Origin of the sequence: Dysgonomonas sp., assembly GCF_035323175.1 — a bacterium.
GTDB lineage: Bacteria > Bacteroidota > Bacteroidia > Bacteroidales > Dysgonomonadaceae > Dysgonomonas.
This window is the reverse complement of the sequence record NZ_DAOKYH010000006.1, coordinates 116,921-131,735: the sequence shown is the minus strand read 5'-3', so window position 1 is coordinate 131,735 and position 14,815 is coordinate 116,921. Positions and strand designations below refer to the sequence as shown.

The 14,815-nt window shown below is 38.1% G+C and carries 10 protein-coding genes; 3 read left to right on the top strand and 7 right to left on the bottom strand.

Annotated elements, in window-relative coordinates; translation table 11 throughout:
- Positions 1-7: 7 nt before the first annotated feature.
- Positions 8-1,960, top strand: a complete 1,953-nt coding sequence (locus PKC55_RS09430) for a sialate O-acetylesterase (RefSeq protein WP_291124115.1) — start codon at positions 8-10, stop codon at positions 1,958-1,960.
- Between the two features lie 73 nt (positions 1,961-2,033).
- Here the strand turns inward: PKC55_RS09430 and xerD are convergent, their stop codons facing one another.
- Positions 2,034-2,933, bottom strand: a complete 900-nt coding sequence (gene xerD, locus PKC55_RS09425; protein ID WP_291124117.1) for a site-specific tyrosine recombinase XerD — start codon at positions 2,931-2,933, stop codon at positions 2,034-2,036.
- 132 nt (positions 2,934-3,065) lie between these two features.
- On the opposite strand from xerD, the gene PKC55_RS09420 reads away from it, so the two are divergent.
- Positions 3,066-3,368 carry an FtsB family cell division protein gene (locus tag PKC55_RS09420; RefSeq protein WP_135106667.1) on the top strand — a complete coding sequence of 101 codons (303 nt, stop codon included), beginning with the start codon at positions 3,066-3,068 and terminating at the stop codon, positions 3,366-3,368.
- 16 nt (positions 3,369-3,384) lie between these two features.
- Positions 3,385-3,741, top strand: a complete 357-nt coding sequence (locus tag PKC55_RS09415; RefSeq protein ID WP_291030727.1) for a hypothetical protein — start codon at positions 3,385-3,387, stop codon at positions 3,739-3,741.
- Between the two features lie 107 nt (positions 3,742-3,848).
- Here the strand turns inward: PKC55_RS09415 and PKC55_RS09410 are convergent, their stop codons facing one another.
- From PKC55_RS09410 to PKC55_RS09385, 6 genes are all read right to left on the bottom strand, one after another.
- On the bottom strand, positions 3,849-5,093 hold the full coding sequence (locus tag PKC55_RS09410; RefSeq protein WP_228093947.1) for a glycoside hydrolase family 5 protein: 1,245 nt from the start codon (positions 5,091-5,093) through the stop codon (positions 3,849-3,851).
- A gap of 90 nt (positions 5,094-5,183) precedes the next feature.
- On the bottom strand, positions 5,184-7,574 hold the full coding sequence (gene bglX, locus PKC55_RS09405; protein ID WP_324372808.1) for a beta-glucosidase BglX: 2,391 nt from the start codon (positions 7,572-7,574) through the stop codon (positions 5,184-5,186).
- A 5-nt stretch (positions 7,575-7,579) separates the two neighbouring features.
- The gene (locus PKC55_RS09400) at positions 7,580-8,698 is read right to left on the bottom strand and encodes a family 16 glycosylhydrolase (protein ID WP_291124071.1); all 1,119 of its coding nucleotides are present in this window, start codon (positions 8,696-8,698) and stop codon (positions 7,580-7,582) included.
- Positions 8,699-8,836: 138 nt separating this feature from the next.
- On the bottom strand, positions 8,837-9,682 hold the full coding sequence (locus PKC55_RS09395) for a hypothetical protein (protein ID WP_283685666.1): 846 nt from the start codon (positions 9,680-9,682) through the stop codon (positions 8,837-8,839).
- 29 nt (positions 9,683-9,711) lie between these two features.
- Entirely contained in the window at positions 9,712-11,457 is a 1,746-nt protein-coding gene (locus PKC55_RS09390; RefSeq protein WP_291124068.1) for a RagB/SusD family nutrient uptake outer membrane protein, read from the bottom strand.
- A 9-nt stretch (positions 11,458-11,466) separates the two neighbouring features.
- Positions 11,467-14,727, bottom strand: coding sequence for a SusC/RagA family TonB-linked outer membrane protein (locus tag PKC55_RS09385; RefSeq protein WP_291124066.1), 3,261 nt, complete (start codon positions 14,725-14,727; stop codon positions 11,467-11,469).
- Positions 14,728-14,815 lie beyond the last annotated feature (88 nt).

Here is a 14,815-nt window from a genome sequence, read left to right as displayed (position 1 = left end):
TAATACCATGACAAAAAGAACATTACTCTTACTCTTTTTCTGCCTTTTGTGCTTTGCTTCAGCACTTCACGCAGAAGTAAAACTAGCTAACATCTTCTCCAACAACATGGTTCTTCAGCGTGACAAACCTATCAAAATATGGGGTTGGGCAGACAAGAATGAAGCTATTGAAGTACATTTTCTGAATCAAATAAAGAAAGTAAAAGCCGACAAAACAGGCGCTTGGATTGCAACACTCAATCCTGTATCGCATGGCGGTCCTTACACAATGGAAGTAAAAGGAAAAAAGAATAGTATTACATTGAATGATATCCTTATCGGTGAAGTATGGCTATGTTCGGGACAATCGAACATGGAAATGGCTGTGCACGGATGGGGATCAGTATATAACTATGAGCAGGAAATAAAGGATGCCAATTATCCTCAGATCCGTGCATTCAACGTAGTGAAAGATATCAGCATGAAACCCAAAGACAATTTAAGCGGAACATGGCAGGTATGTTCTCCACAAACCGTATCGGAGTTCTCTGCCGTTGCATACTTTTTTGCTCGCAAATTGAATAAAGAATTAAATATCCCTGTAGGCATTATCAACTCCTCGTGGGGAGGGACAGATATAGAAACATGGACAAGCAGCGATGCATTTAACAGCCTTCCCGAGAAATTCAGAGAAAGATACAAAGATTTTAAGGTTGACAACTTTGATGAGTTTGCCAAAACCAATGAAGAAAACAAAGCCAAATATCTGAATGCACTGAATAACGATCCGGGCATCAGTGAAAAATGGTACGAACCTTCATTCAACACCTCAGCGTGGAACAAGATGCAATTGCCACAGATGTGGGAAAATGTAATTGGCAATGTTGATGGTATTATATGGTTCAAATATAACATTTCACTGCCAAAAGAAAGTGAAGGAAAAGCTGCAACAATAGATTTAAGCGTAATAGACGATAATGACATTGTATGGATAAACGGTATAAAAATTGGAGAAACAGAAGGTTATGCAGTGAAGAGGAGCTACAAGATACCGGAAAATGTACTAAAAAGTGGAAACAATACCATTGTTGTAAAAATCACCGATAACGGCGGCGGCGGGGGTATATATGGAAAAGCAGAACAAATGTATCTGCAAGTGCAAGGGAAGCAATACCCTTTGGCCGGAGAATGGCAATACAAAGAAGCCGTAACCAACAAAATGTATCAGTTTATCGATATTTCTCCGAATATGTATTATTCGCTGCTATACAACGGCATGATAAGCCCTATAACCCGATTGGCGATCAAAGGAGCTATTTGGTATCAGGGAGAAAATAATGCATCGCAGGCTTACAATTACCGTACCCTATTTCCTACAATGATAAACAACTGGCGTACAAAATGGGGCTACGAATTCCCATTCTACTGGGTACAGCTGGCTAGTTATACGGCAAAGGACGACAAGCCGGTGAATAGCGAATGGGCAGAATTGCGTGAAGCCCAAACAATGACACTCTCTCTTCCTCAAACAGGTGAAGCTGTGATTACAGATATAGGCGATGCAGATGATATTCACCCTCGCAACAAACAGGATGTTGGTCTTCGCCTTGCTCTTATCGCACTCAATAAAGATTATGACAAGAAGGATATCGTATATTCAGGTCCTACATTTAAGGAAATGAATATTGAAGGTAATAAAGCAGTCATTTCGTACAACAACACAGGCAAAGGGCTATGCGTAAAGAATAAGTACGGATACGTTGACGGTTTTGCCATTGCAGGAGCAGACCAAAAATTTGAATGGGCAAAGGCTTATATCGACGGAGATAAAGTAGTGGTTTACTCAGAGAAGATAGCTAACCCTGTGGCTGTACGTTATTCTTGGGCAAATAATCCGGATGTGAATCTGTTTAATCAAGAAGGATTGCCTGCCGCACCTTTCAGAACCGATAATTGGAAAGGAATTACACAGCACGATTAAAAAACAGAAAAAATAGAATAGGCTGTCCTAAAAGTAGAAATTACGTTTAGGACAGCCTATTTTATATAAGTCACTATCGTCTATTACGTGGGTGATGCTCTATGATCTCCTGACGCAGATACTCTCTGTCCATATGCGTGTAAATCTCGGTAGTGGTGATCTTTTCGTGTCCGAGCATCAATTGAATGGCTCTGATATTTGCACCACCTTCAAGCAAGTGTGTCGCAAACGAATGGCGGAATGTATGCGGACTGATCGTTTTCTTTATACCTGCCTGTATAGCGTATTCTTTAATAAAATGAAATACCATAATACGGGATATCGCAGTACCTCTGTTGCTCAGAAAGAGGGCATCCTCCGAACCTTTCTTTACATTTATTTCCTTGCGGTATATCAAATATTTCTCTATTTCGTTGATTGCCGTATGCGATATAGGGACAAGACGCTGCTTACTTCCCTTACCTTGCACTTTGATAAAACCTTCATCAAAAAACAGATCGGAGAATTTGAGTGTAGTAAGTTCTGATATACGCAAACCACAACTATAAAGAGTTTCTAAGATTGCACGATTGCGTTGTCCTTCTTTTGTTGACAGATCGATCACCGACATTAATTTTTCTATTTCGTCCAGAGCAAGTACGGTTGGCAACTTCAATCCAATCTTCGGGCTATCGAGTAATTCGGTCGGGTCGTTTTGAATATAGCCATCCAATACTAAGAAATCATAAAAGGACTTTATTCCTGAGATTATCCTTGCTACAGAACGTGCATTTACCCCTATATCATACAATTGGGCTACAAACTGTTGCAGATTATCGAGCGTAACATCTTCTACTTTCAGATTCTCATTTTGCAGAAACCCCGATAGTTTAGCCAAATCAGTCATATATGCATCAATGGAGTTGGGCGATAATGATTTCTCCAACAATAGATAATTCTTGTATTTTCTGACTATATTATCTTCTTTTGCCATCCTGCTATATTGATAAGCCGATATCCATAAAGAATATCTTTTAACCTTATTTCATTTATTTATAACTACAAATATATATCTTTGTAGACGGAGTATAGTACATCCGGATTATCTTAATTGTTTTTAGTTTTTATGAAGATTTTCAAATCTATATTCAACTATCTTATTACCAGATATACAAAAGTACAATTACTTATTATGCTGGTAATCATATTTTTTGCATTCTTCATCAGCGATAGTAATATATTTGCTCGCTTTGGATACGATGCAAAAATAATGGAGTTGAATAGCCAGATAGATTATTACCGTGAAAAAACGGAACAAGATAAGGAAAAATTGAAGTTGCTGGAATCAGATAAAGACCAGATCGAAAAATTTGCACGCGAAAACTACCTGCTTAAAAAAGACGATGAAGATGTCTTTGTGGTAGAATAACATATCTAACTTTGTAATGAAGCAAAATCCTAAGCTTAAAAACATCCTGTTTCAAGTATCAGCTATCCTAATTCTCTTAGCTGCAATTATTTATTATTTTCAGCCCGAAATAGCCAAATATATACTGATAGCCGGAGCTGTGGGGTATACAGCTATTACCTTCACAACGCCTTATCCGGGAAAGAGCATTCGCGGAAAGCGACTCTTCAATATAATGGTGTTTGCAGCACTGCTGATGTGTGTATCTGCCTATCTGATGTTTGTAAATATTACAGGATGGGTAGTCACCATACTTATTGCCGCTATACTTACTTTGTATAGTACCATTGCCATGTCGATGGAGTATAAAAAAGAACAAAAAGACGAGAAATAAAAATGAAAGGGATTACTAACACTACTATAACGTAATCCCTTTCCCAATCTCTATTTACAATAAATGCTTAATCACTAAGCGAGGAGATTATATTTTCAGCTTCAACATCAGGGCTTCATACCCAATGCGGAAATGTATCCTGCGTTCTTGGTGCAATGTTTAAATTTCATATTTTCCAGCAAATCAGTCATCGCTTTTTTCACTACCTCTTGGTTGGGTCTTGCTGCTCGTATTTTTGCAAAATTTCCCCTGTCTTGCTTAGTATACTCAACTATCAAATCCCAATTTTCGGGTTTAGGTATCGTTACCATACAGCTATTAGGAACCATTTTCTTATATGGCCAGTAATGCCATCCTATATTGTTACGCTCCATCAGGCGTGTCCATCCGGCAATCCATTGATCTGTATTTTCGCCCGTTTCACCCATATATATCGGTAAATTTACGCTATCTCTAAACTGTACAAAATCCTGAATATTAGACTGCAATGTGTCGCACCAATAGCGATGGCAGGTATACATCAGTTTATCATCAAATTTAGAGTCTTTAAACACCTTGAAGTTTCCATTCCACTGTGCTCCGCCAAGTAACACAATATGATTCTTATCTACCATGCGGATAGTATCTACACATCTTTTGTATAGCGGCTCTAACGAATCATTCAGATGAGCATATTCTTCTAGAAAATAATGTGCTATGGGCTCATTCAGTAGATCATAACCCAGTATAATCGTGTCATTCGCATAATGCTCTGCTACTTTTTTCCATATATTACAAAACAATTCTTTGCTCGGCTCACTTTCCATCAGCCAAGGATATCCGTAGCTATCATCAATATTATCTCCTGTTTGCCCCCCCGGAGCATCATGCATATCCAGTATAACATACAAACCTTCTTGGCGACACCACTCTACAACCTGATCTATCATTCCAAAGCCGTTATGATCGGAAGCCTGTCCCATATAATCCTCATTCGTAAAGAGCTTATAATGAAATGGTATCCTCACGGAATTCATACCGGTTTGTTTGATATATTTTATATCTTCTTCGGTTATATAATTCTTTTTAAATTCATTCCAAAACCAATTTGTAAAATCAGGCCCTACCATTTCACAAAAAGCCTCATTGATCAGGCGATACGAGCTTGCATCCTGAAAGAAAAACATATATCCTTCGGGATTGAGCCAGTTACCCAAATTGATCCCTTGAATAAGAAATTTTTTACCATCGGGCTTTATCAAATTAGGTCCCTCTACACGGATGAAACGATCGGAAGATTGTTTCTCTTCCATCTTCGATTGACAGGATAGAAAGATTATAAGCAAGGGCAATAAGTAAAATAATTTTCTCATAGTTTTTATATTATAATTGCGTTTTGACATAAGAAGAGGCTGTCTTAAAATCAGTAACTATTCTTATATAAGACAGCCTCTTGTTGTACTTTATTCTGTCACAGAGAAAGTACCCTTTAGGGTAGCGTTGCTATGACCGCCTACCCAAACATTAAAATCACCTTTTTCAGCCTTCTTCACTAAATCTCGACCGTAGAATGCTAAATCATCTGTTGTAAGTTTAAATTCAATTGTCTTTGCTTCTCCTGCTTTCAGAGCTACTCGTTGAAAGCCTTTCAATTCTTTCACAGGGCGCACAACCGAGCCTACAATATCCTGTACATACAGTTGGGCAACTTCTGTTCCATCTACACTTCCTGTATTTTTAAGAGTTGCTTTTACTGTCAGTGTACCATTCATAGGAACAGTTGAAGCGGAGAGCGTTATATTTGAATATTCGAATGTCGTATAAGAAAGTCCATATCCGAAAGGAAATAGCGGATCTTTACCCGAATCTAAGTAAAAGGATGTATTACCAAGAGAGGTCTGCCCTGCTTCGAGTGCAATATCATCAAGTGTCATCACCTTCTCAGGAGCCGGACGCCCCGTATTATTATGGTTGTAATACATCGGTATCTGTCCCACCTCACGTACAAACGTAGCTGGAAGCTTTCCACTTGGATTGGCTTTTCCGAATAATAGATCGAGAATAGCAGGGCCTCCCATGGTTCCGGGATGGAAGTTAAATAACACGGCATCGGCATATGGAAGATCCCGCTCTATTGTCAGCGGACGACCTGCCATAATAACTAATACTACAGGTTTACCTGCACTTTTTACCGCCTTCAGCAAATCTGATTGTAATCCTATCAGATTAATATTGGACAAAGAGTGTGCTTCACCCGAAAGGATAGCTTCTTCTCCCAAGAAAACTACAGCCACATCTGCCGAGGCTGCAGCTTGTTTTGCCTTCTCAAAATTAGCAGTACTCTTATCACGGGAATATGCTAATCCTTGCTCGTATACATAATTAACATCTTTATATTCGCCTTTCAGTGCAGCAAGAGGAGTTACCGTGTAATTCTTATCACCATCAAAAACCCATGTCCCCATTTGATCGTGTGGCGCATCTGCCATCGGCCCTATAATAGCCACCTTTTTGCCTCGTGACAATGGTAATGTATTATTATCATTCTTCAACAAAATAGCAGACTCTATAGCAGCCTGTCTTGCCGCTTTTAGATGTGCATCAGCATATAAGACAGATTCCTTTTTGGTATCTACATAAGGATTTTCGAACAGCCCCATCCGGAATTTGATACGGAGTATATTACGAACCGCGTTGTCAATAGTTTCTATTGAAACTTTTCCTTCTTTTACCAATTGGGGCAGATACTGAACATACGAACCACTAACCATTTCCATATCCAAACCCGCATTGGCTGATATTTCAGCTACCTGCTTGCCATCCTTAGCAAATCCGTGAGCGATCATCTCCGTCATGGAGGCCCAATCGGAAACGACAAACCCATCAAACTTCCATTCGTCACGCAAAATCTTTTTCAGTATATAATTATTCCCAGAAGCAGGAATACCATCATTATCGTTGAATGAAGTCATAAGTGTTGCAGCGCCTGCCTTAATTGCCTGTTGGAATGGAGACAGATATACATTATGCAACAAAATCAGAGGTATATTTGTACTGTTATAGTCACGTCCACCTTCGGCTGCGCCATATCCCACAAAATGTTTTACACATGCAGCTACAGAATTAGGATCATTGAGATTTCCATTTCCCTGAAACCCCTTTACCATAGCAGCACCAAGCACACCTGCCAGATATGGGTCTTCTCCCAAACTTTCGGCTATACGCCCCCAACGTGCATCACGAGATATATCAAGCATCGGAGCAAATGTCCATGTCACTCCTGTAGAACGAGCTTCTACGGCAGCAACACGTGCCCCCTCTTCCACTATTTGCGGACTGAAAGAAGCTGCCTGACCTAATGGAATAGGAAATATTGTTTTAAATCCGTGAATTACATCACGTCCTATAATCAGAGGAATACCCAGCCGGCTGTTTTCCATCGCTTCTTTCTGAAGCTTGTTAACCATTTCCGGATCGATAACATTCAGCAAGGAACCTATTCCTCCCGCCTTAACTGGCTGAATGATGCTGTTATCTAACATCTGTGCCGCAGCTTGCCGGATGAGAGCAACCTTTTCAGCCTTGGTCATTTGCGAAGGCTTTTTCTGCCCCTGACCACCGGCAATGCCCATCCTTTCGAGGAAGGTATTCATATCATCTTCGCTATATTGAGCGATAGCCTTATCGTCTACAGCGAAGAAGCTAACCTGATTCATTTGCCCTATTTTTTCTTCAAGGGTCATTTTTGAAATAAGGTTTTCAATACGCTTCTCTACATCGTCTTGAGCCAAACATGTTGAATACAAACCAAACAATACGGATATACCTAACAATCCTAATTTTTTAATTATCATATATTTTATTCTTTTTGATATACTCTTACATAATCAATCTCATAAGTAGCCGGCAAAGCTGATTCGTCAACACCCTGAGCTCCTCCCCAGTTGCCTCCCCATGCAAGGTTTAGCTTGAGGTAAAACGGAGCATTAAACGGCCAGGTATCTTTGTTTCCTTTTTTATCATTTTCAAAAGTAAAAACAACTTTACCATCTATATATGTCGTTATTTTATCTGCCGTCCATTCAAGGGCATATACATGAAACTCAGTCTCAAGATCTGGAACCGCTTTTTCTGCCTCTTTTTGGGTATTTATACTATGGTTATAAGATTTAGTATGAATCGCAGAGTGTGTCACATCTTTTTGATAACCTACATATTCCATAATATCAATTTCGCCATCATCGGGCCAAGCCGTGAAATTTTTTGGCATCATCCAGAAAGCGGGCCAAGTGCCTTTTCCTCCGGGAAGCTTCAGCCGTGCTTCAAAATAGCCGTACTGCCAGCTTTTATTTGTATTCACACGAGCAGATAATATCTCTTTTCCAATCTTTTTAGCAATTATTTTCAGTGAGCCATCGTATATCATGGCACATGTATCTGTTCCTCTATGACCTGCAATATAAGTTTGCAACTCATTGTTTACCCAACCCGGAGCAGCCGTTTCATAAAACCATTCGGTTGAATTGGGTAATACTGCTTTTCCTTCATTTGTTCTTGGGTCATTAAATTCATCTTGCCAAACAAGGGTGTATCCCGAAGGAACATAGTTGACCTCTTTTCCTGCCTCTTGCTTGATGATGTATTCTTTTTTGTCAGCACCTCTACTAAAGGTTAAGGTAGCTGTACGTTCTGATGTTGTGTTATTGGTCGTTACATTTACTTTTATCGTTGTAGTTTCATCGGCATAGCCTACCGTAGGTGTTATTGTACACCACGATTGGTTAGATGAAATTGTATAGTACCGATTCGATTTTATTATTATTTCCTTCTCTCCAACATCACTTGTAAAAGTCAATTGAGCCGGCTCAAATGTTATATCAAAGACAGTAACCGGTGTGGGATCTTTCTCTGAATCTCCACAAGCAAAAAGAAATATGGGTATTATTGCTAGTAGTGTAATATAATATCTTATCATCATTATTCGCTTTTTCTAAAAAAATAGGAAGATCTCAGAGTTAGAATATATAAAGAATAAGAAGCCTGCTTTCAAGCTATACCCGAAAACAGGCTTCTATCAACTTATTCTCATTCCACTCTTATCTTAAAAGTCTGAGACTTATTTGTTCTCTTGTGGTTTAAAGACCCATATCCAACCGAACTCATCTTTACCTGGTACATTTTTATAAACTACAGGCACATACAAGATCAATTCATTATCTGTAAGTTTAATAATTTGATATTCTCTGTGAGATCCGGCATCCGGGTCATTTGATCCTAATAAATTAGCATCTCCTGAGATAGAGAATTTTTTAAAGTCTTTACTGAAAGAGAATTCTCCTTTTTTAGGGTTTTTATCATCTTTAGAAGAATATGTTCTAAAATTCAATGCAGCATTCTCAACATCGAATGCCATATAAGCATCCTCTCCAAAAGCAGGACAGCAACGACCTTTATCCCACCACATAGAACCTGACGACTCGGGGGCTGTCATAGCATACCATACACTTGCATCTCTGTTAAACACCCAGTTTTTCCCCTCCATATTTTTTCCCACTAAAGCATAAAAATAATCATGAAGCTTTGTATCAAGCTGCGTTATTTTAACCTTTATTGTTTTCTTGACATACTCTACTTGACCAACGTTACTGCCATCAGATAAATAAGGAGTAGTCACATAAAAAGTTAATGGCACTTCACCTCTAAATGGATATACAATATCATCAACCTGATCTGTAAACACCTTCTTTTCAAGAACATAATCCCAATACCCGGTAACTCCTTTCGTTGCCATTTTTATAGATACTTTGTTGCCTCCAGGAGTAGATTGAGTTGCCTCCAAAACAATATTGTCCGCAGAGAAACTATTCTTTAACTCATCTCTATCTTCAATTGGAGAGCAAGCATATATGAAAATCAACAAAAAAAGTATAGAAGTTGATTTAATTATTTTTGAAATATTCATATTCATCTCTTTTTAAATTGTATTAAAAATCACCATCCTGGATTTTGTGTATAAACCCCGTTAGATAAACGGATTTCAGACTCAGGTAAAGCAACCAGACCTTTAGTTTCAGGACGGTACGACACCTTATATTTTCCTGTACTTCCTGAATTATTTACGTCAATTTGTATACCGAAATAATTCTTATTTTCATTATTTACATCTCCCCAACGAACAAGGTCAAACCAGCGAAGTCCTTCGAATGCAAATTCATATTTACGCTCATTTTTAAGAGCATCTAGAGAATAAGCAACAGGAGGTAAACTCACGCGAGCACGCACCTTGTTTATACCATCAGCTGTTTCAGTAAGTTCAGAGTGCATTAAATAAATGTCTGAAAATCTAAGGTAATAAAAGTCCTGAGCCGCCCATAACTGCATAGGATCACCATTAACCATTTTATAGAGATAGAAGAACAGTCCTTTGACTCCATCTTTTCCATTATGTTGAAGTGTCGTATATTTTCTGTTTACAAGACCTGTTTCCTGATCACCCTTACTGCTCTGCCAATTAGAAGTTCCTTCATCTGCACTTTTCTTTGTCAAATCAATAACAGAAGCTTCTTTTCGCAAATCATCTTTTGTCCATGAATCATAGAAGGCGGTATGTACAGTTCCCCATCCCCATCCTTCTCCGAATGGTACCATAGAATTTCCACGAATACCGAAGAATAAAGGATAGCGATTATTATATTTTTGACCAATAGACCAATTTGCCAAACCAAAACGTAAAGCAAACATTACCTCTTTGTTTCCTGTTCCTATTGTTGATTTTGGTCCATCTTGTCCAACCCATTTCAGCCCAAGTTTATCAGCCCAAGGCAATGGAGGTTTTGCCGGATCATAATTTGCATCAAAATTCTTTGCATTTTCATTTACGTAAGCATACGGCCACAAGTTTCTATAATTTGGAGTTAGTTCATAACCACTATTATCTCTTACATCTTCAAGTTCTTTTACCACTTGAGCTTTTGTCAAACTTCCTTCAGTAAGAGGGATCTCTGCAGTAGCAGTACCTTCAAGATTGGTCATATAACCTGTATAGAAGAGATAGGTTCGAGCTAGATAGGCTTTGGCTACCCAAAGGTTAGCGTGCCCATACTCATCCAACTGAAGATCAGCCCCTTTGATGCGAGGCAAATGCTCGATAGCTTTAAGGAAATTTTCAGCAATAAAAGAAAATGTTTCGGTAAAAGATGCTCGCGGCACTTTACGATCAGCATTTGCAGCAGGAATTATAGGCATACCTCCAAAAAAGCGAGCAGCTCTATACATTAAAAATCCTCTCATAAAGTAAGCTTCTCCTAAAGTATTATTTAGGAATTCCTCTGTTTGTTCTTTTGTCTCGAAATAGGAAGAAAAATCTTTAGTCTGAACAGCTTCAATAATAGCATTCGCTCTATAAACACCATTATATGTTTCAATCCATAAAGAACGATAAGTATCCTCTGCCGGGTCTAAAAATTGATCTACATTTTTTGCACCTACATCATCAGGACCACCACCGCCTAACATACAATCGTCCATTAAGCCGGCAGAACAAAACTCTTCACTAAAAATTCCATCCACATAAAGTGCACTATAAACACCATTCATCGCTTCATCAATATCCTTGGGCGAACTATAAAAACTATCCAAATCTTTTTCATAAAGATTTTTTGTGTCGAGCTCATTTTCGCAACCACTAATCAGAAAAGGTAATAAAGCGTATATGATTGTATATACTATTTTTTTCATATTCAATAATTATAAAGTTATACTAACACCAAACATTACTGTACGAGGAAGCGGGTAAAGGCCTAAATCTACACCTCCAGCCCAGCCATAATCATCATATATGCCGTTACTTCTTGCATCACTACCACTCCAACCTCTTTCAGGATCCATCCCGTCATAATTAGTAAATGTATACAAGTTATTAATAGAGATATAAGCTGAAGCTCTTTTTATAAAATTAGATTTCTTTAATAATTTATCAAAATTATATCCGATAGTCAAGTTGCTTACTCTCAAATAATCTGCATCATGCATATATATATCTGAAATCAAAGTATAATTTGCATTTGTAGTATACGTCAAGCGTGGCAATCTGTTAGAAGTTCCTTCCCCATGCCAACGGTCAAAAATTTGAGTTGTATAGTTTTGCCATGGACTATCAGCAAACGAACGATAAGATTGCATTACCTGCATACCAAATTTCCCAACCAGGGTTGAGTTTACATAAAAACCTTTATATTCGGCATTTAATTGTATCCCCATTTCAAAATCAGGCTGATACTTACCTAACATAACTTTATCATCTTCATTTATCACTCCATCTCCATTTTGGTCAACAAAACGTACATCTCCGGGTTTGCGAGCTATACCATCTTCAATTCCTATTTTTATAGGATTTCCATTTTTATCGACATACGCATCCACTTCTTGTTGATTCTGTAAGATACCGTCAGTTTTATAACCATAGAAATATCCCATAGGATAACCAACTTTTAAGCGTGAAATATAAGGAGTCCCTTGTGACAGTACATCAGGAAGACCCGTCATTATACCTTCTGCATTAGCTATGCGAATAATCTTATTCTTGTTATGAGCACCACTTAGCGTAACTCCATATTTAAAATCATTGTAAGAGTCATTCCAGTTTAATGCAATCTCATATCCCGAGTTACGCACATCTCCCCCATTTACAAAAGGAGCACCAGCACCATATGTACCTAAAATTGGAGGTTTAACGAGCCAATCCTTAGTAGTCTTAACATAGTAATCAAATGTCAACCCAAGTCGAGAGGCCAAAAATCTAGCGTCAAGTCCAACATTGACCTGTTCTGAAGTTTCCCATTTTACATCAGGATTAGGAACATTAGCAGGAAGAGCACCAGCAGATGGAACCTCTTTGTTGGAACCAAAATAATATCCTTGATTCACATACCTGATATTCGAAGAATAAACAAAATTTGATATACTTTCATTTCCATTTTGCCCCCAGCTAGCTCTTAACTTACCATAATTAAGCCACGTAGATGTTGGTTGCATGAAACTTTCTTCAGTAAAATTCCATCCGGCAGAAATCGATGGAAAATATCCCCAACGGTTACCTTTTGCAAAGTTAGAAGACCCATCGGCACGGAATGTGAAATCTACCATATATCGTTCTTTGAAATTATAATTCAAACGACCAATGTAAGAGAGTAATCCCCCTCCTTGAGCTGCCCAATCAGCTCCTGTTGTAGATATTTGTGACACAGACAAAGGGTTTTCTGCATTATTTAAATATGCATGATCAAATGAGCCCGGATATTTTGAATCAGACTTATGTCCGCTAAGTTCAGAGTTAGTCATTTGATTTTCCCATTCTGTTCCCAATAATCCACTAATTTTGTGATCATTTATTTTTCTTTCATAGGACACGGTATTTGTCCATGTTGTTGTAGCCCCCATATTCATTGATTGGTCAATTCCGTCTGTGGTATTCTCTTGGAACTTACCTAATTTATAAATAGGTGCATATGATCTACTTTTACCGAACCATGAGTTAACACCATAAGAAGATCTCAACTTTAATCCTTCTATTGGCTCAAATAAAGCATAAACATTTCCCACTATTGTATTACCGCTTCCCGAATTGTATTGGTGGCGGAAATACATTCTTGCCAAAGGATTTATAAGGTTAGAAGAAACTCCCTCAAGAGCAGGTCCATAGCCCCATGTTTTCGGCAATATATTCTCATTATCTCTCCAGTATGCAGGTATCAATGGAGTAGAAACTAATGCATCGTGCAAATCATTCCAGTAGATATTACCATTAGCTACAGCTCTGTTTATAGTATTTGTATAAGTTACATTTTCTCCTATCGTTAACATAGGCTTGCTACCTCTTTTCAATACTGTAAACTCAGTATTCATCCTACCTGTAATACGTCTGTAACCTGCATCTGTTACATTTCCACCAATAATACTTTTTTGATCATAATATGAGAATCCAAGTGCATAAACTACATCTGTACCCGATCCGGTAATATTGATCGTATGACTTTGAACTGGGGCATCCTTTTGGGATATTTCGTCCACCCAATCAGTCCCCTTCCATCCTGACTGTAATTTATCCCAAATATATTGACCATATTGCTGACCTACTTTTCCCACAAAAGATTCATCCAAATAAAGATTGTCATTAATTATTTTATTTTTCCAATCGAAAAGAGGAAGACCTTCGTTAGAACGAGCCTCATCAATAATATACATATATTCCTGAGCATTCAAAGTTGGCAACTTTTTATATATATTTTGAACTCCGAAATATCCATCATAATTTATTGTAGGAGATGCACCCTTCTCTCCTTTTTTTGTAGTGACTAGGATCACACCATTAGCAGCTCGCGAACCGTAAATAGCAGTAGAGGCCCCATCCTTCAAAACATCAATAGATTGTATATCTGCAGGGTTCAAATAATCTATACCTCCAACAGCAATACCATCCACGATGTAGAGAGGATCAGATTTACCAATGGTACCCATCCCACGAATAGTAACTTTTGTACCCGATCCTGGTGCCCCACTATTACGTGTAATGCTAACACCTGGTGCAACACCCTGAAGAGCCTCCATCGCTGTAGTAGGTTTGACTTCAGCTATTTTATCTCCTTTTATGTTTGTATTTGCTCCCGTTAAAAGAGCTTTCTTCTGTACACCATATCCAACAACAACAACTTCATCAAGTTCTTTTGCGGATTCGATCAGAACAACATTTATTTGTTTCTGATTTCCTACTTTTATTTCCTGACGGATATACCCTACATAGGAAAATACAAGTACATCGTTGCTATTGTCAACTTTGATTGAATATTTTCCGTCAATATCGGTCAATGACCCAACCGCTTTACCCTTAAGGGCAACAGTGGCTCCGATGATCGGTTCTCCTGTATTGTCAGAAACTACTCCTGTAATCTCTTGTGAAAACAATTGAATGTAACAGGATAATGTTAATAATAATAACAAAATTTTTCTCATGCTTAATTAATTTTGCTGAATTCAATTTGCTGATTAATGCTACTAAATTCTGTTTTGTTTATAAATTCTTTGACTGAAGTGAGATGAT